The sequence below is a fragment of the Qipengyuania citrea genome (genome assembly GCF_024171405.1).
In the GTDB taxonomy this organism is placed as follows: Bacteria; Pseudomonadota; Alphaproteobacteria; order Sphingomonadales; family Sphingomonadaceae; genus Qipengyuania; species Qipengyuania profunda.
The window spans coordinates 1,227,566-1,249,596 of record NZ_JALJZT010000002.1 but is presented as its reverse complement, the minus strand read 5'-3'; the positions used below and the strand labels follow the sequence as shown (position 1 = coordinate 1,249,596).

Here is a 22,031-nt window from a genome sequence, read left to right as displayed (position 1 = left end):
GCTCATTCCGCCAGGTCCTCCAGCATCAGTCCGGCAGTCGCCTTGGCGCTGCCCACCACGCCGGGAATCCCGGCGCCGGGATGAGTCCCTGCCCCGACGAGGTAGAAATTGTCCAGCACATCGTCGCGATTGTGCCCGCGGAAATAGGCGCTCTGCGTCAGCACCGGCTCGAGGCTGAAGGCGCTGCCCATATGCGCGTTCAGGTCCATCGCGAAATCGCGCGGCGCATAATGGAACTTGGTGACGATCCGCGACTGGAGATCGGGTATCAGCCGCCGTTCGAGTTCATCGAGTATGCGCTTCTCGAGCAGCGGGCCCATTTCCTCCCAGTCGACCGCCAGCTTGCCCATATGCGCGACCGGGACCAACGCGTAGAACGTGCTCATCCCCTCGGGCGCCATGGTCGGATCGGTCACCGTCGGGTGGTGCAGGTAGATCGAGAAGTCCTGCGGCAGCACGCCGTGGTCGTAAATATCCTCGAGCAGGCCCTTATAGCGTGGTCCGAACAGGATCATGTGGTGCGGGATGCCGGGCCAGCTTCCCTCGATCCCGAAATGGACCACGAACAGGCTCGGGCTGTAGCTCTTGCGCGACAGGCTGCGGGCGTAATCCGCGCCGCGCTTGGACCCGGCGAGCAGGTCCTTGTAGCTGTGCATGATATCGGCGTTGCTGGCCACGGCATCGAAGCGCTCGCGCCAGCCCGAGTGCGTCTCGACTTCGCTGACCTGCTTGCCCAGCGTGTGGATGTGGACCACCGGATCATGCATCCGCACGGTCCCGCCGAGCCGTTCGAAATGGCGCACCATGCCCGCAATCAGGCGATTGGTGCCGCCCTTGGCCCACCACACGCCGCCATCCATTTCGAGCTTGTGGATCAGCGCATAGATGCTGCTGGTCTTCATCGGGTTGCCGCCCACCAGCAGCGTGTGGAAGCTCAGCGCCTCGCGCAGCTTTTCATTGTCGACGAAGCTCGAAACCATCGAATAGACGCTGCGCCAGGCCTGCTGCTTGGCCAGCGCGGGCGCCGCCTTGAGCATCGATTTGAAGTCGAGGAACGGCACATGGCCCAGCTTGACGTAGCCCTCTTCGTAAACCGCGGCGGAATATTCGAGGAAGCGCTGGTAGCCTGCGACATCGGACGGGTTGAGCTGCGCGATTTCGCGGAACAGCTGTTCTTCATCGTTCGAATAGTCGAACTGCGTCCCGTCGGGCCAGGTCAGCCGGTAGAACGGCGTCACCGGCATCAGCTCGACATCCTCGGCAATGTCGTGGCCCGACAGCGCCCATAATTCCTTGAGGCAGTCGGGATCGGTGATGACCGTCGGGCCCGCGTCGAAGGTGAATCCTTCGCGTTCCCAGAAGTAGGCGCGCCCGCCGGGCTGGTCGCGCGCTTCGACCACGGTGGTCCGGATTCCGGCCGATTGCAGCCGGATCGCCAGCGCCAGCCCGCCGAAGCCCGCGCCGATGACGCAGGCCGTGCGGCCGGTGAGGGCAGGCTCGCGCGGTTCGGCGGGATCGTTGATGGAAGAGGGGGTGGCGGTGTCGGGGGTCATGGCGATCTTTCATGGACGAGCGGCCTGCCCTTGCCAAGCAGCGCCCGGATGGCAGCGAAGACAGATACGGGCGGTTTGCCCGAGAGGATGCGCAGCTTGTCGAGGCGGGTCGTGCGTCCGGCATAGAAACGTTCGACCAGCGGTTCGCGCAGGCGATAGAAGCGTTCGAATACGCGATAGCGTTCCTCGGGCCGCGCCGCATTGAACAGCATCCGGCCGAGGCTGCGGTAAAAGCGCATCGCGCGCCAGTGATCGCGCGCGCGCTTGTCGAACAATGCGGCAAGCTGCTCGCCGGGCAGCCGCGCCTCGCGCGCCAGCACCAGCGCATTGGCGACGGCGAAGGGCAGGGTGTAACTGGTCAGCGGATGGACGAAGCCACCGCGCGCGCCCGCGCGCACCACGCCGGGCGGGCCGAGATCACGGCGATAGGCGGACAAATCGCCCCCGGTAATGACCGGCAGCACGCCGGTTTCGCCGCCGAGGATATCGCCGTGCCAGCCCGCGGCTTCGCAATAGCGGTCGATCCGGCCCGACAGCGCATTGCGATCGAGCACGGGATCATCGGCGTAATAAGTATCCTCGACGAACAGCTCTTCTGCCCCCAGCGGGAGGGTGTAGACGAAGCGGTAGGCGCCGTGTTGCCGGACGCGGGCATCCATCACGATCGGCCGGGCGACATCATGCGGCGTGGCGGTGCGCAGGTGGCGACCCATGAACACCTGCCAGCCGCCGCGCAGATGCGGCGAAGGTTCGAAGTCGCGGCAATCGACCACCACCCGCGCGGGGACGTGCTCGCCATCCTCCAGCGTGATGCCATCGGGGGCAAGCCGGGTGACGCTGGCCTGCGTGCGGACCGCCTCCTGCGGCAGTTCGCGGTGCAGCGCGGCGTCGAAATCGTGGCTGGCAAGCGAGCGATAGGTTGATGACAGGCGGCGTTCATGGCCGGGGAAGCGGACCGTATAGCCCGCATCCCATTCGGTCTTGCGAAACGCAGCAAGCAGCGCGGTACCGTCGGCATCGAGATCGCTGGTGAACCAGCTCCAGCGGTGGTTGCCGCCAAGCGCGTCTTTCGCTTCGAACAGGGTGATGCGCATGTGCGGATGTGCGCGGTGAACCGCCAGCGCGGCCAGCCCGCCAGCCAGCCCGCCGCCGACGATAGCCAGATCGATCATGCGCCCGCTCATTGACGCAGGACTTAGGGGTGAAGCGCACATGCGGCAAACGGTTTGGTACAAGCGACGGGAACGTGGCATTGTGACGATAGTTGGACGACAAATAGATTTATCGAGGGATCCATCATGAAGTCACTGTTCGCCGCAACCGGTTCGCTTGCGCTCATCTGCGCAACACCTGCCCTGGCCCAGAATGTCGAGGCACTGCCCGAGGGCGGCGAAGATGTCGTTTACGACGACACCTGGATCTCGATCGGCGCCGGAGCCGTTTATTCGCCCAGCTACGACGGGTCGGACGATTATGTCGTGTCGGCAATCCCGATCATCCAGGGCAAGATCGGCGGCGTCCGCATCAGTCCGCGTCCCGGCGGCGCAGCGCTCGATTTCGTCAATGACGATAGCGACGGCGCCAAGATTTCCGCAGGCGTGGCGGCCAAGCTGAACCGCAACCGGGCCTCGCAGATCGAGGACGAGGTCGTGCTGTCCTATGGCGAACTCGACACTGCCTTCGAAGTCGGCCCCACGATCGGCGTCAGCCTGCCGGGCGTGCTCAACCCCTACGACAGCCTCAGCTTCAACATCGATACGCTGTGGGATGTTGCCGGGGCGCATGACGGCATGACCGTCAATCCGAGCGTCACCTACTTCACCCCGGTCAGCCGCGGCGCGGCGGTTTCGCTGTCGGTCAGCGGCACCTATGTCGACGACGATTATGCCGACTATTACTATTCGGTCCCGGCGGGCGGCGCGCTGCCTGCCTTCCAGGCCGATGGCGGCTGGAATAGCGTCGGCGTGAACCTGTTGACCGGCATCGATCTCGATGGCGACCTGACCAATGGCGGTCTCGCGCTCATCGCGCTGGGCGGCTATTCGCGCCAGCTGGGCGATTCCAAGCGCACGCCGTTCACCGCGATCCGCGGCAGTGCCGATCAGTGGATGGGCGCCCTCGGGATCGGCTATACTTTCTGATATGGCTTGATACGCGCGGGCCGTGCAGGCATCCCCTTGCGAAACCAAGGGGATAGAGAATGAGAACTGCCGCACTGCTCGCGCTCGCCGGAGCGCTGGTCGCTACACCCGCCCTGGCCGATACCACCGTGATCCATGCGGGCGCGGTGATCGTCGATGCCGACAGCGCGCCGCGCGGGGCGTCCACCATTACCGTGACCGACGGGCGGATCGTCTCGATCACCGATGGTTTCGCGCCCGGCCCCGCCGATGCGAAGACGGTCGATCTCAAGACCAAGACGATCGCCCCCGGCATGATCGACCTGCATGTCCATCTGACCGGCGATCCGGGCGGCGATTTCTGGAAGGGCGCGGTCGAACCCGATGAATGGGATGTCGTCGTCGGCGCCAAGAACGCGCGGCTGACCGCGCTTGCCGGGTTCACCACGGTACGCGAAGCGGGCAGCGGCCCCGCCAGCGCGTTTTCGCTCCGGCGCGGAACCGCAGAAGGCTTCATCGACGGACCGCGCATCATCGCCGCGGGCCCCTCGCTCGCGATCGTGGGCGGGCACGGCGATGTCAGCGGCTTTCGCCCCGAGGTCAACGAACTGCTCGACAGCGGGTTCACCTGCACCGGCGCGGTCGAATGCGCCGAGAAGGTCCGCCTCGCCAGCCAGAACGGTGCGGATATCATCAAGATCACCGCCACGGGCGGCGTGCTGAGCCAGCAGGGCCGCGGGCTCGAAGCGCATTTCACCGATCCCGAGATGAAGAGCATCGCCGATACCGCGCATTCGCTCGGTCTCAAGGTCATGGCGCATGCGCATGGCGCCCGCGGAATCGAGGCGGCCAGCCGCGCTGGCATCGATTCGATCGAACACGGCACCTATCTCGATGAAGCCGCCGCACGCGCGATGAAAGCGAATGGCACCGTGCTGGTGCCCACGCTGATGGCGTTCAAGGGGGTCACCGAACGGCTGGGCCAGGGCGTCTATACGCCGGTGGTCGAAGCCAAGATCCGCGACGTTGCCGATACTGCGCGCGTGTTCATGGGCAAGGCGCTGCGCTGGGGTGTGCCGATCGCCTTCGGCACCGATGCGGGCGTGTTCGGCCATGGCCGCAATGCGGGCGAATTCGCGCTGATGGTCGAACAGGGCATGAGCCACCGCGATGCCTTTGCCGCCGCGACGACCAATGCCGCCAAGGTGCTGGGAATGGAAGGCCAGATCGGCCGGCTCGCGCCGGGCTATTCGGCGGACCTCATCGCGGTCGACGGCAACCCGCTGGACGATACCGCCACGCTTGAAAATGTCGGCTGGGTGATGGTTCGCGGGCGGATCATCGACTGATCGAACCCGGCACTGCGCGCGGCACCGCTCCGCATGGCGCTGGTCGAACACTGTCACGCGTTCGTCGCACCGCGCGCTTGCGTGCGGGCGCGGAAGCGTGTTTTAACAAAGTAATACAGGTAGCAGGGGAATTACCATGAAACTCGTCCGCCACGCACTCGCTTCGGGTGCCGCTCTTTCGCTCGCGCTGGCCGCCAATCCGGCCTTCGCGCGCGATCACCATGCCGAGACCGGAACCGCCGCCGAAGCGACCGAGCACGACAAGCTGGTCGCTTTGTTCGCCGAATCCGATGCGCGCAGCCTCGAACTCAATCCGCTGGGCCGGCTGTTCCGCGGCGACGATCGCAATGCCGACCGGCTGGGCGATTTCCTGACCGATTCGTCCTTCTATGCCAACCGCCTCGACACGCAGCTCAATCTTGCCAAGCTGGCGCTGATCGATCGCAGCAAGCTGAGCGACACCGACCAGCTCGCCTACGATGTGTTCAAATATAACCAGGGATCGGCGCTGCGCGGGCAGACCGATGAAATCCGCGCGCTGACCGAAGTGCGCCCGGTCAACCATTTCACCGGCTTCCACACCTTCTATCCCAATTTCGCGAGCGGCGATTCCGCGGCGCAGTTCAAGACGCTGGCGAATTACGAAGACAACCTCTCGCGCCACGACGACTATATCGAGATCTCCGAGCGCGCGATCGGCAAGTTCCGCGAAGGCATGGAAAGCGGCGTGGTCGAGACCAAGCTCACCATCGGCCTCGTGATCAAGCAGCTCGACACGCTGCTGGCGATCCCGATCGAGGAATCGCAGTACATGAAGCCGGTGAAGAACTTCCCCGAAGACTTCTCCGACGCGGACAAGGCCCGGCTGACCGAGGCCTATGCCGAAAAGACCGCCGAACTTTACGCGGCCGATGCCTCAATGCGCGATTTCCTGCGCGACGAATATCTGGCGGTAGCGCGCGACAGCGTGGGCCTCAGCCAGATGAAGGGCGGGGACAAGCTCTATGCGCAGATGATCGAGAACACGACCACGCTGCCGCTTACCGCCGACTACCTCCACGATCTCGGACTCAGCGAAGTCGCACGGATCAAGCAGGGTCTGGAAGAGATCAAGCAGGAGGTCGGCTTCACCGGCACGCTCGGCGAGTTCTTCGACTACGTCCGCACCGACGAGCAGTTCAAGCCGGAAAGCCGCGAGGCACTGACGCAGAGCTATTACGACATCGGCAAGGAAGTCGATGCCAAGATCGGCGAATATTTCTCGCTGGTTCCCAAGACCCCGCTCGAGATCAAGCCCTACGATCCCTCGATCGAGCAGTTCCAGGCGGGCGGTTCCTACCAGTCGGGTGCGCCCGATGGGTCGCGCCCCGGCACGTTCTATTTCAACGCCTATGACCTGCCCAGCCGCCTCACCACGGGCAATGTGACGCTCTACCTGCATGAAGGTGCGCCGGGGCATCACTTCCAGATCAGCCTCGCGCGCGAGAACGAGGCGCTGCCCGCATTCATGCGCTTTGGCGGCAACACCGCCTATGTCGAAGGCTGGGCGCTCTATTCGGAGACGCTGGGCTACGAAATGGGCTTCTTCGACGATCCGTGGAACCGCTATGGCACGCTGCAGGACGAACAGCTGCGCGCGATGCGGCTGGTGGTCGATACGGGCCTCCACGCCAAGGGCTGGAGCCGCGAGCAGGCGATCGATTTCATGCTCGCCAATTCGGGCATGACCCGCACCGAAGTGGTCGCAGAGGTCGAACGTTACATCGCCATCCCGACGCAGGCGCTCGCCTACAAGGTCGGCGCGCTCAAGATCCAGGAACTGCGCGAGAAGGCCGAAGAGCAGCTGGGCGAGAACTTCGACATTCGCGAATTCCACGCCGAAGTCCTCGATACGGGCAGCCTGCCGATGCCGGTGCTCGAAGCCAAGATCGACCGCTGGATCGCATCGAAGGCAAGCTGAACCACGGTTCGGGCGGGGGATTGGCTCCCGCCCGAACTGGCTCCCTCTCGCTCGGCGCGCTACCTCGGCTGCGAACTGACGCGATGGAGGGGTAAGCGGCGATGGACTGGCTGCGCCGGGCGGACTGGCTGACCCGCGAGCGGGTGCGCGGCTATGCGCTGCTGCTGGCGCTCGCCAGCCTGGCGCTGCTGGCCAATTCCTATCTCAAGGCGATGGGCCCCGCCGGGACGGATTTCCTTGCCTTCTGGGGTGCGGGCCAGGTGACCGCCGAAGGCGCGCCCGCGGCGGCCTACGACCTTGCCGAGCAGGAGCGGGTACAGACCGGCACCGGCAGCGAAGGCTGGTTCGCTTTCGTCAATCCGCCGCCCTTTCTCTTCATCGCCGCGCCGTTCGGCATGCTGCCGTTTGCGCTCGCCTGGATCGCGTGGGTAGCGGTCACCTGGGGCCTGTGGGCCTGGGCGAGCATCCGTGCCTTCCCGCGGCTGTGGCCGCTGGTGATCGCCTACCCGGGTGCGCTGATCGCCGCAGGCCATGCGCAGACCGGCCTGCTGACCGGGGCGATGCTGGTGCTGGCGGCGCAGCACCTGGCGCGGCGGCCGATCCTCTCCGGGGCAGCCATTGGCGCGCTGGTGATCAAACCCCATCTCGCGCTGCTTGCGCCGTTCTGGTTTGCCGCTGCCGGCAAATGGCGCGCCTTCTGCGCGGCTGGCGTCACCGCGCTGATGCTGGGCGCGGCCTCGTGGCTCGTCTTCGGCAGCGAGACCACTGCCGCCTACACCACCAGCTGGCGCGCAAGCGGCTTGCTGATGGAAGGGATCAATCCCGACTTCCTGCTGCGGATGACGACATTCTACTCGCAGGGGCGATTGCTGTGGGGCGATGGCGCGGGAGTAGCGGCGGGCGCGGTGTCCGGCCTGCTTGGCGTGGCGGTCGCGCTTGGCGCATGGCGGCGCTTTGGCGGCGACGTGCGGGCAACGGGCGCAGCGGTCCTGGCGGCGACCGCGCTCGCATCGCCCTATCTGTTCAATTACGACCTGCCCTTCCTGATCTTCCCGACGCTGTGGCTGGTCGTGCAGGGTCTCGAGCGCGGCTTTCGCCCCTATGAGAAGCTGGGCCTCTTACTGCTCTATCTTGCGCCCTACGCCACGCGCGCGCTGGCTTTTCCGCTCGGGGTCAATCTGATGCCGCTGGCGGCGCTGGCGCTGCTGGCGCTGGTCTGGAGCCGCGGCGGCAAGTCGGGCGAGCCGGCAAAGTAGCCGCGTCGCTCCTGCGCCGGTCCGGGCGTCACCGGGTGCCCATCTGCCATAAGGAAAGGGGCCGGAGGTCATGTCGACCCCCGGCCCCTGTTCTGTGCCGCTAGAGCGCCGCTTAGTATTCTTCGGGCTCTTCCGGCGTCTTGGCGGTGTGCGTCGGCCCGGCATCGCGCTGGCCGCGCGCCAGTTTGAACACCACGCCGCTGAGCAGCGCCAATGCCAACAGGTTGGGCAGGGCCATCGCCGCATTGGAGATGTCGCCGAGGCGCCAGACCAGTTCGCTCGGTTGCGCGGCACCGATGAAGATCACCACGCACCACAGCACGCGCCAGGCCATGTGCAGCTTCCGTTCGCCTTCGCGCGTCGATCCCTTCACCCGGTCGTAGAGGAAGGTGATCGCCCGCTCGCCGTAATAGCTCCACGTCAGCAGCGTGGTGAAGACGAACAGGATCAAGGCGATCGAGGCGATCAGCGTACCGATCGGGATCGCGGCGATCTCGATCGGGAATGCCGCCGCGAAGGCACCGCTCGTCATCTCGAAGCCGACCCGGTCCGATTGCCAGGCATGCGCCACCGCTTCGCCGCCTGCGGTGAAATCGCCGCGCACGGTCAGGATCACCAGCGCGGTCATGGTGCAGATCACCACCGTGTCGATGAAGGTGCCGAGCATGGCCATGCGGCCCTGCTGTTCGGGATCGTTGGTCTGCGCCACCGCGTGGGCGATCGGGGTCGAACCCTGACCCGCCTCGTTCGAGAACAGGCCGCGCGCAACGCCTGCGCGGATTGCCATGATGATCGCTGCGCCGGTAAACCCGCCAACCGCGCTCTGCGGGTTGAAGGCACCGTTGAAGATCAGGCCGAAGGTCTCGCCCAGATCGCTGAAATTGAGGATCAGCGCGACTACCGCCATGACGATATAGGTCGCCGCCATGAAGGGGACCACGCTTTCGGCGACCTTGCCGATCGACTTGATGCCGCCGATGATGACGATGAAGACCAGTCCCGCCGTTACCAGGCCGCCCAGCCATTCGGGCAGGCCGAACAATTCGTTCATCCCGTCGGCCATCGCATTGGCTTGGATCGAATTGCCGGTCACTAGCGCGCTGAACAGCGTGCCGAGGCAGAAGACCACCGCGAGCCAGGTGAACCGGGGGCCGAGACCCATCATGATGTAACTCATCGGGCCGCCGCGATAGACGCCGTCGCTGGTCTTCTCGCGGTAGCGGATCGCCAGCGAACCTTCGGCGAAGGCCAGCGCCATGCCGAACAGGGCAGTGACCCACATCCAGAAAATCGCGCCCGGCCCGCCCAGCGCGATCGCCGTGGCGACGCCCGCGAGGTTACCGGTGCCGACCTGGCCGGACAGCGCGGTCGAGAGCGCGGCAAAAGGGGAAATCTCGCCTGCGCCGGTGCCCTTGCGTCCGGCGAACAGGCCCTTGATTGCGCTGCCCAGCCGGACGATCGGATAAAAGCGCAGCCCGACCATGAACCACAGGCCAACCCCCAGCAGGATGATCGCCAGCGGCGGGAAGGGGATTACCGCCTCGCCGTTCCACGTCCCGCCCCAGATGAAATCGGATATGTTGGTGACCGGCTGGATCAACCGCTCGCCCAGACTCGGCGCCTGGCCTGTTGCCATGTCGATAATTCCCCTCATGCGTCCCGGAATTGGAAAGCGCGCAAGCTAGTCGCGCTGCGGTCGCTTGCAAAGGGGGAGAATGGGGCGCGTCCCCGGCTTGCCTTTTGCGCCGCGCGGGACTAGATGCAGCGCCGTCTTCCGACATTGGGATCGATAAAAGCCCCTCCCGGTCTTGAACCGGGGCGGCGAAAGACCCTACCTGAAAGGGACGTGACGGAAGGCGGCACGATTTTTACGCGAGAGACGTGAGCATGGCAGACGAGAAGAAGACCAGTCCGGCGGAATTCCTCCGGCAGGTGCAGGCCGAAGGGCGCAAGGTCGTATGGCCGACGCGCGAGGAAACGGTGCGCACCGCTATCTTCGTGTTCATCATGATGGTCATTCTCTCGCTTTTCTTCCTCGGCGTCGATTCGCTGTTCAGTGCCGTGGTGCGCTGGCTGCTGACGCTCGCCTGATCCGCATTTCGACAGGGTAACGAGAACACATGGCACGCTGGTACATCATCCACGCCTATTCCGGCTTCGAGAACAAGGTCCGCGACGCGATCATCGCCGAGGCCGAACGCCTTGGCCTGTCCGAGGGCGTCGAGGAGGTCGAGGTTCCGACCGAGACCGTCACCGAGATCAAGCGCGGCAAGAAGGTGCAGATCGAACGCAAGTTCATGCCCGGCTACGTGCTGGCCAAGCTGAACATGACCGACGATGTCTATCACCTGGTCAAGAACACGCCCAAGGTGACCGGCTTCCTCGGCAACAACAACAAGCCGCAGCCGATCTCCGAAAAGGAAGCGGCGCGCTATTTCGGCGGAGTCGAGGAAGCGCGTTCGGCACCGAAGAAGGAAATCAGCGTCGATTACGAAATCGGCGACCAGGTCAAGGTGCTCGACGGCCCCTTCGCCAGCTTCAACGGCCTTGTCGAGGAACTCGATTTCGACAAGCAGAAGGTCAAGGTCTCGGTCTCGATCTTCGGTCGTGCGACGCCGGTCGAACTCGATTTCGAACAGGTCGAACTGGTCAAGTAAGCGCCTGTTTCGACGAGCTGAAAAGCCCCGCCCGGATCGACCGGGCGGGGCTTTTTCGTTTTAGAAGGTCTGGCTCAGCGAGAGTGAAGCTCGCCAATCCTCGGGCAATTGGATGCCGTTGAGGTCCTGGTAGAGCGGCACACCGATTTCCATCCCGACCTGCGGACGATGACGCCCGCCCACGGGCAGCGCGATATTCGCCCCGAAGCCGGCCAGCACCGTGTCGCCGCCGTAATTGGCCGGGATGTCCGACGGGGTGCGATGGTTGTGCGGGCCGTTGTAATGGCCGAGAATCTGCCCCTTGTGCTCCCACGTTAGACGGCTGGTCAGGCTGAAGCCGCTATCGAACAGATAGCTGACCCAGCCGCTGGCCTGCGCCTTGTCGCCGAAGGCAAAGCCGCTTTCGTTCGCATCCTTGGTGCGCCAGCGATAGCTTGCCTGTGCGCCATAACCGATCATTCCGGATTGGCCGGTTACGGTCACTACGGGCTCGATGTCCCACGTCCCGCTGCCCGACTGCATCATGTAGTGCGCGAAAGTGCCGTCGGCGTTCTTGCGGTCGACCTTGCCCGTCGGGGCCCAGACGCCCAGCGTCGCATGCGCCTTGAGCCCCGTCGTGTGGGCGAGGCGGTAGCTCACCGAAACCAGCGTATCGCCAAAACCCTGGGTCGAATGGGTCATGCTCTGGCCGAAGGTGAGCCCGTGGTGGCCATGGTCCATATCGCCCATCGCCATCCCGCCCATCGGCATGCCGGTGTTGGCCGGATCGATCCCGACCATGGTCATTTCGTGGCGCATCCAGTGCGGCATGACCATGAAGGTAAGCGTGTCGTTGGGCGCATACATCAGGTCGAGCATGACCATGTCCATGGTCATCTCGCTCGCTGCAACGGTGTAGCCCGCAGCAAGCACTTCGGCATCGGACACCGCATCGGTGCCCGACTGGTTGGCACCCGAATAGCTGTTGCGGGTGTAGCGCAGCCCGATCATGAACTCGCCCCCGTCATGGGTATGCCCGTTCATCAGCCCGGCGGCGGGATAGACCGCCACCGGCGTGACGACGATCGGTTCTTCCGCTGAGGGCGGACCCTCTGGGGCCTGCTGGCCATAGGCGGGATAGGCGGCGAGCAGCGGCAGCGACGCCAGGACGGCGCGCGCAAAAGCGTGTTTCATTGAATATTCCTGTCGTGAAATGGGTGTGCCGAGATGCGGCGCTCCCCAAGACGACGGGAAACGCCGGTCAGACGGCGACAGGAGGTCCGCGACCGGGCGGCAGCAGGAAGGCGGTGCGCTGCAGCAGCAGCGCCGCGAGGATGGCAACGGGTTGCTGCTCCACCGGCGGCGCAGCCACCAGCGCGAGATCTGCGGGTGCCAAGGGCGCGTCGCCGGCGAAACCGGCAAACAGGCAGGTCCCGCTTTGATGCGCGGTGCTGTCGCCGGGCGCAGGCTCGCGGTCGAGCGGGATGGTGACCACCATCGATGAATTGCACATCTTGGCCACGATCACGTCGCTGCCGCTGCCCGTATCGGGCATCCACCCGGCGGGGACCAGCGCGCGCAGGAACAGCGTTGCCGCCAGCAACAGCCAGATCGCCTTGGTAGAACGCACGCCTTCCATCGGCCGCGCCTTTAAGCGCGCTGCAGCGGCGGTGCAATATCGGTTGCGCGGGTCAGCTGCACGCGGTCGACCGGTCCGCGCGCAGGCGCGACGCGATCGTGGTAGTGCGCAGGACCAGCGAAGTGGCTTTGCACTTCTTCAACTGGAAACGCACCTTGCGGTCCTTGAAATCGAGCGACACCCGGCGGAAGTTCTCCATCAGATCGGTGCCCAGCAGCAGCGAGGGCTTGTCCTCCAGCCCGAAGACCGCGAACGGCGGAATATCCGCAAAGGCGATCGGTACATTGCGCAGCATGATCGGGCCGAGCTTCATCTCCTTCACCAGCATGAAGTCGATCTCCATCTCCTTGCCGGTGACGCCATAGACCTTGATCTTGCTGAAATTGCCCGCGCGTTTCAGCGCCAGCCGGTTCCGCAGCGCCCGGTTCCCGATGGTGATTTCCGACCCGGTATCGACCACGGCCTCGACCGTTTGCCGGCCGACCCTGACTTCGGTCAGGATCAATTGGCCCCGCTGCAGGCGGTCGCGCACCACGATCACGCCGTCCATGACCGGTTCGGGGGTGAAGCCGTCGTCCACGCTGATATGGCGTTTCTCGAAATCGAGCAGCAGGCGTTGTTCGACCAGCGCGTCGAGCCCGATCATTCCGTCTCCGCCGAGGTCGCGTTCGTCCAGTACCGGCAGTTCGAGATCGGTCGTCGCCGTGGGGCCGAGCACGATCTCGTCGACCCATACGCGGTCGACCAGCTTGCTCTCGGTCACACCGTGCAGCATCGCCGGGGAACCGGCGGGCATGGCGAGCCGCCCGGCCAGCCTTTCGCCCACCACCGAGCTGTCCGCCCCGCTGTCGACGACGAATTTATGCGGGCCTGTGCCGTTGACCATGACATCGACGGTCATCCGGCTGCGCAGCTTGCGTGCGCCGATTTCCTCGCCGCCGATGGCCAGCGTCTCGTCGAACCCGGCAGACGGCAGTTCGGGCATGCGCACGGTTGCCGCTGACGGGTCCTGGGCGGAAGAGGCGGAAGCCATGCTCAGCAGCGCGGCAACAGCGATCGAGGTCAGAGCTTTGCTCATGATCCATAGCCATAGACGATAATCGCGCACCGCGCGAACGCAGGTCGATCAGGGGTGCACCCCGCCCGACCGGCGCGCCGCGTGCTGCGCCGGGAATGCCGCCTAATCGTCGTCGAAATTCTCGTCGACGAGCCGCGCGGCGAGCGCGGCCGCTGCGGTATCGGCAGGGTCGGCCAGCACGGCGGACGCGGGCGCTTCGAGACGGTATTCGAGTTTGCCGTCGGCCAGCGTGCGCACGGCGGTCCCGCGCAGCACCCGCGGGACGATCCGCGTCAGCAGCGTGGTACCGAACCCGGCCTGTTCCGCAGACGGTTCTTCGGCTGTGCCGCCGCCGGGAAGGTCCTCGCGCCAGGTCAGCGTGAACAGCTGGCTTCCGTCGCGATCCTCGACCGTCCAGGCGATTGCCACCCGTGCACCGGGATCGCGCGCGAAGCTGTACTTCTGCGCATTGGTCGCCAGTTCGTGGATCGCCAGCGAAATCTGCTGCGCCGCTTCGCTGATGATCTGCGTGGGCGGACCCTGGATGTCGATCCGCTCGCCATAGGTCAGCAGGACGGGTTCGAGTTGCAGCTTGACGATTGTCGCAAGGTCGCCCGAATAGTTGTCGTCCCCGCGGATAACGGTCGAGGTGGCGCGGGCCAGCGAATGGATGCGGCCCAGCAGCGTATCGACGAATTCATCGGTCCGCTCGTGCCCGCGCGCCGTCTGCCGGGTGAGCGAGGTGACGACCGAGAGCAGATTGGCGCTGCGGTGCACTGCTTCGCGCGCCTGGACGGCGAGATTGGCGTTGGCCACGCGCAATTCCTCGGTTCGCTCGCTGACGAGTTCTTCCAGCTTGGCCAGCGTCGCGTCATGGGCGGCGGCTTCCGCCTCGAGCTGCTGGTTGGCTTCGGCCAGCTGCGCGGGCGAGGGCAGCGCAGTCAGTGTCGGGATCAGCCGGAACAGGACCACTGCAGTGGCCGCCGACACGAGGCCGGTCGCCAGCTTCAGCATTCCGACCCAGGGATAGATCGGATACCACAGGGTGACGATACCCATCAGATGCGTGAGGCCGCACAGCAGGATGAAGCTCGCGAACAACACCACGAGGCCGGAAAAGGGAATGTCCTTGCGCTTGCGCAACACCGTCAGCAGCGCGAAGGGAATGGCGGTATAGGACAGGAAGATCAGCAGGTCGCTGCCGGCCCACAATGCCACCAGCCAGGGTTGCCACAGCAGGCACATGCCATGCGGCATATATTGCCAGATTTCGATGAAGTTCTGCATGTGTGCTCCACTAGCGGGAACTTGTGGTAGCATGGTGGGCGTGGCGCGATAGTTGGGCACCTCCCTTATACCCGCTCTTGAACGCCACCGAGGCGGCGAATCGCTTGCATTCGGGGGCCAGATCGCTATGTGCGCGCCTTCCCAAGTCATCCTCGGGAAACCCGTGCGGGAGGTTCGCCAAGGCGGACCGCTGGACCGCTTACCATGAGCCGCGGTTCGAAAGTGCCGCGGCAACAGTGAGAAAGGAGGCCATTCATGGCCAAGAAGATCGACGGCTATATCAAGCTGCAGGTGCCTGCCGGCACCGCCAATCCCTCGCCGCCCATCGGCCCTGCGCTGGGTCAGCGCGGCGTGAACATCATGGAATTCTGCAAAGCCTTCAATGCCGCCACCGACGGCTTGGAAAAGGGCATGCCGATCCCGACCACGATCACGGTCTATGCCGACCGTTCGTTCAGCTTCACCACCAAGAGCCCGCCGGCCAGCTTCCTGATCAAGAAGGCCGCCAAGCTCAAGTCGGGCTCGAAGGAGCCGGGCAAGGTTTCTGCCGGATCGATCAAGCGTTCGGCGCTGACCGAAATCGCCGAGCAGAAGATGAAGGATCTGAACGCGAACGACATCGAACAGGCCACCAAGATCATCGAAGGCAGCGCGCGTTCGATGGGCCTCGACGTGGTGGAGGGCTAAGACCATGGCAAAGCAGACCAAGAAGCAGCAGACTGTCGCCAAGCTCGACAGCGAGAAGCTCTACAGCGTGGACGAGGCCATCGCCACGCTGCGCGAATACAAGGCGAAGTTCGACGAGACCGTCGAAGTCGCGATGAACCTCGGCGTCGACCCGCGCCACGCCGACCAGATGGTCCGCGGCATGGTGTCGCTTCCGAGCGGTACCGGCAAGGACGTCAAGGTTGCCGTCTTCGCCAAGGGTGACAATGCCGACAAGGCTCTTGCTGCCGGTGCGGACAAGGTGGGTGCCGAAGACCTCATGGAAGACATGCAGAACGGCAATCTCGATTATGACCGCGTGATCGCCACGCCGGACATGATGGGTGTCGTCGGCCGCCTCGGTAAGCTGCTGGGCCCCAAGGGCCTGATGCCGAACCCGAAGCTGGGCACCGTGACCCCGAACGTGGAACAGGCCGTGAAGGACGCCAAGGGCGGCCAGGTCGAATTCCGCGTCGAGAAGCAGGGCATCATCCACTCGGGCATCGGCAAGCTGTCGTTCAAGGACGAAGACCTGAAGGCGAACTTCAAGGCGATGACCGATGCGATCGTCAAGGCGAAGCCGTCGGGATCCAAGGGCAAGTATGTCCAGAAGATCACGCTGACGTCGTCGATGGGTCCCGGCCTCAAGGTCGACCTCGCCGAAGTCGAAGGCGCCTGACGCTTTTACGCCCGTAACGATGGCGCGGGAACGCTGCGCCTTCCTATGGCCGAATACATTTCCGAAAGGGCCGGCGGGTGCAGACCTGCCGGCCCTTTTGCATGGGCGATCGGAAAGATCGCGGAGCTGGGGCATTGATGGGGCAAGATACGCAGGAGATTTTCCATGGAAGCCATTCTTCCCGTCGCCACCGTCCTTGGCCCGATCCTACTTCTCGCAGCGCTCGTCTATGCCTGGCTGCGCAATCGCAAGACCTCCAGGTCGGTCGATCGCGCGGCCGAGCGCGGCGCGCGCGAACTGCGCGAGGAAGTTGCCGAACGTCCGCAGAAGGACATCGACCTTTAACGCAGGAATCGCCGCAGCGCGGTCTCCGCGCCGGTCTGCTGCGCGACCCGTTTACCCGTCGCGACCGTCCGGTCGAAGGCTTCCAGGCCGGTGAGCAGCGTCCGGTTGATCCAGCTCGGGCGCAGCATCAGGAAACTGGCGCAGTGGACGCTGTCGGTCCGGAACAACGCCTTGTGCGCGCCTTCGCCTTCGGTGAAATCGAAATAGCGAAAGCGGTTCTCGGCAAACAGAGTTTCGAGCGCCGCGAGCTGGAGCACGGTACCGGGTGACAGGCCGGCATGGTCGGGATCGTGGCCCAGATGCGCATAGACCAGCGTGTCGCGTTCGATCGGCAGATAGAGATAGGCGACCGGCTTTCCATCGAGGAACAAAAGGAAGGCGCGCACCCGATCCTGCCAGGCAAGTTCGCGCATTTCGGCGCGGGCGGTTTCGCTTTCGGGCAGGCCCGCATCAAGCAGCCGCGCCTGGTAGGTACGCTGCGACAGCGGCAACGCCAGCCGGACGAACGCGTCCATTTCATCGGGCGAGTGATAAGTGCGCAGGTCGAGCACGCCGCCCGAAGCTTCTTCGAACTTGCGCCGCTTGCGGCGCAGCGTGTTCCGGGTCTTGCCCGAGAACCGCGCGAAGTATTGGTCATAGCCGCGCGCCATGTCGATATAGCTGCGCGCATATTCCTCGCGCCCGCCGATCAGGAAGCCCGGCATCGCCTCACGCAGCCGCGCTTCGCCTGCTTGGGGGGCGGACAGTACGCGCAAGCCCTCGACATTGTTGAGCGACGGCACCGCCGGGGTCCGCTCGGAGAGGATATCCCTGAGCGAGAAGGCCAGCGTGGCGACCTCGCGCTCGACCGTCAGCAGGCGGCGCGACCCAATGAAGAAGGGAATCCGGTAGGAGTGCATCGAACCGTCGCTCACGATGCCCCGTACAATGCGTTGGAGGCCAATTGTTCGGCGACCCGCGCCGCGCTGCGGATTTCGCTATGCGGCATGCCTGCCGCCCCGGTGCCATCGCCGATCTGCGGCGGGCGGCTGGTGAAGGTCGCACCATGCGCGCCGGGTGTCGCGGCAACGGTCTCGCAGAACCTGGCGAACCGGCCGCGCACGATCGCATTGGCCCGGGTGCGGTCGTGGCTCATCAGCTCGAAACTGTGGCTGACGATATTGAACATCGCCACGCCCTCGCGCACGCAGAAGCGCAGCGCGGCGGCCATTTCCCAATGCGACAGCGCGGTGATCTGCGCATGGCGCTGGCCGCGGAAGCTGCGGATCGACCCGACCGGCACCTCGATCGTTCCCTCGCGGCGGACCACCTCGCGGTTGGCGGAGGTCAGGCCGATGCGGCAGTCCGACCCGGCAATCCCCGGCACATGGCTGCTGTCATAGCGAATGCCGACCCGGTGCAGGGCGCGCAGCGTGGCATCGTCGGCACCGTAATTCCCCGCGCGAAAGGCGGTGGGGGCAGGCGCCCCTGCCTGCATCAGATATTCGCGTGCCAGTTCGAGCAGTTCGACCTGCTCGTCCTCGGTGAAATCGTGCAGATTGCGCCCGGTTCGGCCATTCAGCGGATTGGCGTCCCCGGCGATTTCCATCCATTCCGGATGAAGATGCAATTGCACCTCGTGACCCCGCGCCAGGATCGGCTCGACCACTTCGGCGATCGCCCTGGTGCCCCAGACCAGCGCGGGCATCGGGTCGACGAAGAACACGCCCTTGATCCCATGCGCATCCATCACTTCCATCTGATGCTCGATACCTACCGCGCCATCGGCGGTGTGGCCGGCGATCGACCGGGCATATACCGCCTCGCGCGCATGCAGCCCCAGCCGGATGGCCAGCCCCGCCGAATACTCGGTATCGATGGTGATGTAGACCGCGGTCATCGGCGACACCCTAGCATGCACCCGGCAGCAGCGCGATGACCGTTCGATCCGGTCAGATGCCGCCGGGGGTGAAGTCGAACCCGGCGGTGGCAAGCCCGTCGCACAGGCTGTCGACGCAGCTCTTGAGGTTTTCCGCACTGGTCGAGCGGACGACGAAATTGGCGCCGACGCGGCCTTCGCGGAAAAACGGATAGCTGCCGATCTGGCAGTCCTGGTGGGACTTTTCGACCTGCCGCAGGATATCGGCGACCTCGCTTTCGGGTGTCCAGCAGCCGACGGTTTCGGACAGGAGCGGAGCGCCCCCTTCCAGCGTGCCGGTCAGCGCATCGAGCATGCCCGCGGTGATATGCGGCACCCCGGCCATCAGATGGATATTGCCCAGCTTGATCCCGGGTGCGCCCGACATGCGGTTGGGGATCAGCTCGCCCCCTTCAGGGACACGGGCCATCCGCAACCGCGCTTCGGTCAGTTCCTTGTTGATGCTGGCGTAATAGCGTTCCAGCATCGCCTTCGCCTCGGGATGGACGACTACGGGGACGCCCAGTGCCGCGGCCACTGCATCGACGGTGATGTCGTCATGCGTCGGGCCGATCCCGCCGGTGGTGAAGAGATAGTCGTAGCTCTCGCGCAGCGCATTCACCGCCTCGACGATCCGCTCGATGACATCGGGCACCACGCGGACCTCGGACAGGCGGATGCCCTGTACCTGCAGCCAGCTGGCGATCTGCGCGATGTTCTTGTCATGCGTGCGGCCGGAGAGGATCTCGTCGCCGATCACGACGAGGCCGGCAGTGTAGATGCGTTCGGTCATGACGGCTGGCGTAACGCGGTTGGCAGGCGAAAGCTACTCCGCTGCTTCGAGCTGCTCGTCGGCGCCGCGGGCATTGGCCCCGTGACGGCGAAATTCGAGCACGCCGTCATCGACCGGGTCGTCTTTCATGCGCTTGCGATCGCTGACATATTCCTGGTTGAGCCGCCAGGGATAGGCCACCGCATTGCGCGGCATGATCGCCTTGCCGCGCTGGATATAGCCGGAGGAGAAATCGAAGATGTCGTCCTCCTCGATCGCGGCCTCGGCCTGCGCGGTCAGGATCGGCTCGGTCACGTCGACGCCGCGCTTCCTGCTGGTGTTGAGTACGCGGCAGACATAATCCGAATTGATATCCGCGCGCAGCGTCCAGCTGGCGTTGAGATAGCCGAACACCACTGCCAGGTTGGGCACGTTCGAGAACATGCAGCCCTTGTAATAGAAGTGCTTGGACAGATCGATCTGCTGGCCTTCCTTCGACAGCGCGATCTTGCCCGCCACCGCCAGCTTGAGACCGGTCGCGGTGACCACGATATCGGCAGGGATGAACTGGTCGTCGGTCAGCCGCACACCGCCCTTTTCGAAGGCCTTGATATGACCGGTGACGATATCGGCCTTGCCGCTCTTCAGCGCTGTGAACAGATCGTCGTCGGGGACGAGGCAGAGCCGCTGGTCCCATGGATTGTAGGGCGGGGTGAAGGGCGCCAGATCGCAATCCTCGCCGAGCGATTTGCGGATACGCTTGTGCAGCGCCTCGCCCATCTTCTGCGGCTTGGTGCGCGCGCGCTTGAAACCGATGTCCTGCAGCGTGATATTCTTCCACCGGGTGATCCGGTAGGCGACCTTCTCGGGCAGGATCTTGCGCAGGAAATTGGCCATGGCGTCCTTGGCCGGACGGCTGAACATCCAGGTCGGCGTGCGCTGCAGCATCGTCACCTTGGCCGCCTTGTCGCTCATCGACGGGACGATGGTGACGGCGGTCGCGCCCGAACCGATCACGACGACATTCTTGCCGGTATAATCGAGGTCCCGCGGCCAGAACTGCGGGTGGATCACCGTGCCTTCGAAGTCGCCGAAATCGAAGCCCGGATCATAGGCCTCGTCGTAATCGTAATAGCCCGATCCGAGATAGAGCCAATTGGCGGTCAGGTGCTTGCGCTCGCCTTCGCTCGTTTCCAGCGTGACATGCCAGCGCGCCTCGCTCTCGCGCCAGTCGGCGGCGAGCACCTTGTGCCCGAAGCGGATGTGCTTGCGGATGTCGCGCTCGTCGACGATGTCGTCGAGATAATCGAGGATGGCGGGGCCATCGGCGATCGATTTCTCGTGCTTCCACGGTTCGAAATCGAAGCCCAGCGTATGCATGTCGCTGTCCGAGCGGATGCCGGGATAGCGGAACAGGTCCCAGGTCCCGCCCAGATTCTCGCGGCGTTCGACGATGACGAAGCCATGGTCCGGCGTCTTTTCCTTCATATGCGCCGCCATGCCGATGCCGGAAATCCCCGCACCTACGATCATCACGTCGAAATCGGTCGCCGTATTCTTCATTGTTCTCTCCCAAGAGACGCGAACGTAACCTAGACTGCGGCGTAGCGCCAGCCTCAGTTGCAGCACGCAACCTAACCGCTCCCACGCGCGGGGTCCGCAGCATGGCGCTTCGCTCTCGCTTTCGGCAAAAGCCTGCGGTAGGGCAGCCGCAAAGGGAGAGCCGTCAGAGCATGTCCAGTAGCGACAAGCCCGAGCCGCGGCGGGTTACATCGATCGACGTGGCCGAGCGGGCGGGAGTAAGCCAGTCAACCGTGAGCCGCGCGCTGGCGGGATCGGAGACGATTACCGAAGCGACCCGCAGCCGAGTCGAGCGCGCCGCCGCGGAACTCGGCTATCAGGTCAATGCCCGCGCCGCGGGGCTGCGCCGGGGCGAGACCGGGACCATCGCGATCGTCGTCATCGGCCGCGACGGGGAGGGGCCAACCGCGATCAACCCGTTCTATTACAGCCTGCTGGGCAGCACCTGCGCCGCCGCCGCCGAGGCAGGCTATGAAGCGCTGGTGTCGTTCCAGGCCAAGCCCGAACAATTCTTCGGCCATTATGTCGCACGGCGCCATGCCGATGGCGTGGTGGTCATCGGCACTGCGACAAATGAAGCGGCGTGGGACTATTTCCGCAATTGCGCCGAAGAAGCGCCGCGTATGGCCTTCTGGGGCTCGCCCTTCGACGACAGCGTCTGGGTTCGCTCGGACAACCGCGCGGGCGGGCAGCTGGCGGTCGAACGGCTGGTGCAGGGCGGGGCGAAGCAGATCGTCTTCGTTGGCGATCCGACCTCTTCCCAGCGCCAGTTCCGCGAGCGGTACGAGGGGTATCGCAGCGCCATGGAAGCCGCGGGCCTGACACCGGGCGAGGCGGTGGTGAGCGCGGGCGAGGACCGCGTGTCGCAGGGCCGCAATGCCACGGCCCAGATGGTCGATAGCGGCGCGCGCTTCGACGGGCTGTTTTTCGCCTGCGATGCCATGGCGCTGGGCGCGCTCGAAGAACTCGCCGCGCGCGGGATTTCGGTCCCCGACGATGTTGCCGTGATCGGCTTCGACGGGCTGGGCTCGGGCGCCTTCAGCGCGCCCCCGCTGACCACTGTCGAACCCGATTTTGCGCTGGCCGGCAGATTGCTGGTCGAAACCGCGCTTGCCTCCGAAGCGGAGCGCCCCGAGCGGCGCGTCGCGGTCCATCTTGTCGAGCGCGCCAGCGTGCGCTGACCTTGCCTGTTCCT

Annotated in this window: 21 protein-coding genes; 10 read left to right on the top strand and 11 right to left on the bottom strand. The window is 64.9% G+C overall.

Annotated elements, in window-relative coordinates; genetic code table 11:
- Nucleotides 1-2: 2 nt before the first annotated feature.
- Both J2S32_RS07055 and crtY read right to left on the bottom strand, forming a co-directional pair.
- Nucleotides 3-1,553 (bottom strand): phytoene desaturase, encoded by a 1,551-nt coding sequence (locus tag J2S32_RS07055; RefSeq protein ID WP_253519293.1) that lies wholly within the window; start codon nt 1,551-1,553, stop codon nt 3-5.
- On the bottom strand, nt 1,550-2,725 hold the full coding sequence (crtY, locus tag J2S32_RS07050) for a lycopene beta-cyclase CrtY (protein ID WP_253519290.1): 1,176 nt from the start codon (nt 2,723-2,725) through the stop codon (nt 1,550-1,552). The genes J2S32_RS07055 and crtY overlap by 4 nt, the downstream gene beginning before the upstream one ends.
- Nucleotides 2,726-2,851: 126 nt before the next feature.
- On the opposite strand from crtY, the gene J2S32_RS07045 reads away from it, so the two are divergent.
- The 4 genes from J2S32_RS07045 (at nt 2,852) to J2S32_RS07030 (ending at nt 8,238) form a co-directional block, all read left to right on the top strand.
- On the top strand, nt 2,852-3,694 hold the full coding sequence (locus J2S32_RS07045; RefSeq protein WP_253519272.1) for a MipA/OmpV family protein: 843 nt from the start codon (nt 2,852-2,854) through the stop codon (nt 3,692-3,694).
- Nucleotides 3,695-3,753: 59 nt separating this feature from the next.
- Nucleotides 3,754-5,022, top strand: coding sequence for a metal-dependent hydrolase family protein (locus tag J2S32_RS07040; protein ID WP_253519268.1), 1,269 nt, complete (start codon nt 3,754-3,756; stop codon nt 5,020-5,022).
- Nucleotides 5,023-5,158: 136 nt separating this feature from the next.
- Entirely contained in the window at nt 5,159-6,982 is a 1,824-nt protein-coding gene (locus J2S32_RS07035; RefSeq protein ID WP_253519265.1) for a DUF885 domain-containing protein, read from the top strand.
- Nucleotides 6,983-7,083: 101 nt separating this feature from the next.
- Nucleotides 7,084-8,238: a glycosyltransferase family 87 protein gene (locus tag J2S32_RS07030; RefSeq protein WP_253519262.1), complete on the top strand. Its 1,155-nt coding sequence runs from the start codon at nt 7,084-7,086 to the stop codon at nt 8,236-8,238.
- 112 nt (nt 8,239-8,350) lie between these two features.
- Here the strand turns inward: J2S32_RS07030 and J2S32_RS07025 are convergent, their stop codons facing one another.
- Nucleotides 8,351-9,874 carry an alanine/glycine:cation symporter family protein gene (locus J2S32_RS07025; RefSeq protein WP_253519259.1) on the bottom strand — a complete coding sequence of 508 codons (1,524 nt, stop codon included), beginning with the start codon at nt 9,872-9,874 and terminating at the stop codon, nt 8,351-8,353.
- A gap of 251 nt (nt 9,875-10,125) precedes the next feature.
- On the opposite strand from J2S32_RS07025, the gene secE reads away from it, so the two are divergent.
- Both secE and nusG read left to right on the top strand, forming a co-directional pair.
- On the top strand, nt 10,126-10,329 hold the full coding sequence (gene secE, locus J2S32_RS07020) for a preprotein translocase subunit SecE (RefSeq protein WP_253523008.1): 204 nt from the start codon (nt 10,126-10,128) through the stop codon (nt 10,327-10,329).
- Between the two features lie 29 nt (nt 10,330-10,358).
- Nucleotides 10,359-10,895 carry a transcription termination/antitermination protein NusG gene (gene nusG / locus J2S32_RS07015; RefSeq protein WP_253519255.1) on the top strand — a complete coding sequence of 179 codons (537 nt, stop codon included), beginning with the start codon at nt 10,359-10,361 and terminating at the stop codon, nt 10,893-10,895.
- Between the two features lie 60 nt (nt 10,896-10,955).
- Here the strand turns inward: nusG and J2S32_RS07010 are convergent, their stop codons facing one another.
- From J2S32_RS07010 to J2S32_RS06995, 4 genes are all read right to left on the bottom strand, one after another.
- The gene (locus J2S32_RS07010; protein WP_253519234.1) at nt 10,956-12,068 is read right to left on the bottom strand and encodes a transporter; all 1,113 of its coding nucleotides are present in this window, start codon (nt 12,066-12,068) and stop codon (nt 10,956-10,958) included.
- Nucleotides 12,069-12,135: 67 nt separating this feature from the next.
- A complete protein-coding gene (locus J2S32_RS07005; RefSeq protein WP_253519231.1) occupies nt 12,136-12,513 on the bottom strand; it encodes a hypothetical protein in 378 nt (125 codons plus the stop codon).
- A gap of 52 nt (nt 12,514-12,565) precedes the next feature.
- Entirely contained in the window at nt 12,566-13,591 is a 1,026-nt protein-coding gene (locus J2S32_RS07000; protein WP_253519228.1) for a retroviral-like aspartic protease family protein, read from the bottom strand.
- A 102-nt stretch (nt 13,592-13,693) separates the two neighbouring features.
- Nucleotides 13,694-14,857, bottom strand: coding sequence for a sensor histidine kinase (locus J2S32_RS06995; RefSeq protein ID WP_253519210.1), 1,164 nt, complete (start codon nt 14,855-14,857; stop codon nt 13,694-13,696).
- A gap of 255 nt (nt 14,858-15,112) precedes the next feature.
- Here J2S32_RS06995 and rplK point away from each other — a divergent pair, with 255 nt between their 5' ends.
- The 3 genes from rplK to J2S32_RS06980 all read left to right on the top strand — a co-directional run bounded on the left by rplK (nt 15,113) and on the right by J2S32_RS06980 (nt 16,586).
- A complete protein-coding gene (rplK, locus tag J2S32_RS06990) occupies nt 15,113-15,544 on the top strand; it encodes a 50S ribosomal protein L11 (RefSeq protein ID WP_067462399.1) in 432 nt (143 codons plus the stop codon).
- A 4-nt stretch (nt 15,545-15,548) separates the two neighbouring features.
- Nucleotides 15,549-16,241 (top strand): 50S ribosomal protein L1, encoded by a 693-nt coding sequence (gene rplA, locus J2S32_RS06985; protein ID WP_253519206.1) that lies wholly within the window; start codon nt 15,549-15,551, stop codon nt 16,239-16,241.
- A 165-nt stretch (nt 16,242-16,406) separates the two neighbouring features.
- Nucleotides 16,407-16,586, top strand: a complete 180-nt coding sequence (locus tag J2S32_RS06980) for a hypothetical protein (protein ID WP_253519189.1) — start codon at nt 16,407-16,409, stop codon at nt 16,584-16,586.
- Here J2S32_RS06980 and J2S32_RS06975 read toward each other — a convergent pair.
- Genes J2S32_RS06975 through J2S32_RS06960 form a run of 4 tightly spaced genes read right to left on the bottom strand, consistent with a single transcriptional unit; the run spans nt 16,583 to nt 20,818 of the window.
- Nucleotides 16,583-17,500, bottom strand: a complete 918-nt coding sequence (locus J2S32_RS06975; protein ID WP_253519185.1) for a GNAT family N-acetyltransferase — start codon at nt 17,498-17,500, stop codon at nt 16,583-16,585. The two genes, J2S32_RS06980 and J2S32_RS06975, sit on opposite strands and share 4 nt — an antisense overlap.
- Complete coding sequence (locus J2S32_RS06970) at nt 17,497-18,465, bottom strand: hypothetical protein (protein WP_253519182.1); 969 nt, start codon at nt 18,463-18,465, stop codon at nt 17,497-17,499. The genes J2S32_RS06975 and J2S32_RS06970 overlap by 4 nt, the downstream gene beginning before the upstream one ends.
- A 52-nt stretch (nt 18,466-18,517) precedes the next feature.
- Nucleotides 18,518-19,276 (bottom strand): competence/damage-inducible protein A, encoded by a 759-nt coding sequence (locus J2S32_RS06965; RefSeq protein WP_253519161.1) that lies wholly within the window; start codon nt 19,274-19,276, stop codon nt 18,518-18,520.
- A 33-nt stretch (nt 19,277-19,309) separates the two neighbouring features.
- Nucleotides 19,310-20,818, bottom strand: a complete 1,509-nt coding sequence (locus J2S32_RS06960; protein ID WP_253519156.1) for a flavin-containing monooxygenase — start codon at nt 20,816-20,818, stop codon at nt 19,310-19,312.
- A gap of 170 nt (nt 20,819-20,988) precedes the next feature.
- On the opposite strand from J2S32_RS06960, the gene J2S32_RS06955 reads away from it, so the two are divergent.
- Nucleotides 20,989-22,017, top strand: coding sequence for a LacI family DNA-binding transcriptional regulator (locus J2S32_RS06955; protein WP_253519124.1), 1,029 nt, complete (start codon nt 20,989-20,991; stop codon nt 22,015-22,017).
- Nucleotides 22,018-22,031 lie beyond the last annotated feature (14 nt).

Excerpts from the sequence above, each read along its gene's own strand:
- crtY (WP_253519290.1), bottom strand. The coding sequence starts at position 2,725 with ATGATCGATCTGGCTATCGTCGGCGGCGGGCTGGCTGGCGGGCTGGCC.
- rplK (WP_067462399.1), top strand. The coding sequence starts at position 15,113 with ATGGCCAAGAAGATCGACGGCTATATCAAGCTGCAGGTGCCTGCCGGC.
- secE (WP_253523008.1), top strand. The coding sequence starts at position 10,126 with ATGGCAGACGAGAAGAAGACCAGTCCGGCGGAATTCCTCCGGCAGGTG.
- J2S32_RS06965 (WP_253519161.1), bottom strand. The coding sequence starts at position 19,276 with ATGACCGAACGCATCTACACTGCCGGCCTCGTCGTGATCGGCGACGAG.
- J2S32_RS07040 (WP_253519268.1), top strand. The coding sequence starts at position 3,754 with ATGAGAACTGCCGCACTGCTCGCGCTCGCCGGAGCGCTGGTCGCTACA.
- J2S32_RS07035 (WP_253519265.1), top strand. The coding sequence starts at position 5,159 with ATGAAACTCGTCCGCCACGCACTCGCTTCGGGTGCCGCTCTTTCGCTC.
- J2S32_RS07025 (WP_253519259.1), bottom strand. The coding sequence starts at position 9,874 with ATGGCAACAGGCCAGGCGCCGAGTCTGGGCGAGCGGTTGATCCAGCCG.
- J2S32_RS07055 (WP_253519293.1), bottom strand. The coding sequence starts at position 1,553 with ATGACCCCCGACACCGCCACCCCCTCTTCCATCAACGATCCCGCCGAA.
- J2S32_RS07000 (WP_253519228.1), bottom strand. The coding sequence starts at position 13,591 with ATGAGCAAAGCTCTGACCTCGATCGCTGTTGCCGCGCTGCTGAGCATG.
- J2S32_RS06980 (WP_253519189.1), top strand. The coding sequence starts at position 16,407 with ATGGAAGCCATTCTTCCCGTCGCCACCGTCCTTGGCCCGATCCTACTT.
- J2S32_RS07030 (WP_253519262.1), top strand. The coding sequence starts at position 7,084 with ATGGACTGGCTGCGCCGGGCGGACTGGCTGACCCGCGAGCGGGTGCGC.
- J2S32_RS07010 (WP_253519234.1), bottom strand. The coding sequence starts at position 12,068 with ATGAAACACGCTTTTGCGCGCGCCGTCCTGGCGTCGCTGCCGCTGCTC.
- J2S32_RS06995 (WP_253519210.1), bottom strand. The coding sequence starts at position 14,857 with ATGCAGAACTTCATCGAAATCTGGCAATATATGCCGCATGGCATGTGC.
- J2S32_RS06970 (WP_253519182.1), bottom strand. The coding sequence starts at position 18,465 with ATGACCGCGGTCTACATCACCATCGATACCGAGTATTCGGCGGGGCTG.
- rplA (WP_253519206.1), top strand. The coding sequence starts at position 15,549 with ATGGCAAAGCAGACCAAGAAGCAGCAGACTGTCGCCAAGCTCGACAGC.
- J2S32_RS07045 (WP_253519272.1), top strand. The coding sequence starts at position 2,852 with ATGAAGTCACTGTTCGCCGCAACCGGTTCGCTTGCGCTCATCTGCGCA.
- J2S32_RS07005 (WP_253519231.1), bottom strand. The coding sequence starts at position 12,513 with ATGGAAGGCGTGCGTTCTACCAAGGCGATCTGGCTGTTGCTGGCGGCA.
- J2S32_RS06960 (WP_253519156.1), bottom strand. The coding sequence starts at position 20,818 with ATGAAGAATACGGCGACCGATTTCGACGTGATGATCGTAGGTGCGGGG.
- nusG (WP_253519255.1), top strand. The coding sequence starts at position 10,359 with ATGGCACGCTGGTACATCATCCACGCCTATTCCGGCTTCGAGAACAAG.
- J2S32_RS06955 (WP_253519124.1), top strand. The coding sequence starts at position 20,989 with ATGTCCAGTAGCGACAAGCCCGAGCCGCGGCGGGTTACATCGATCGAC.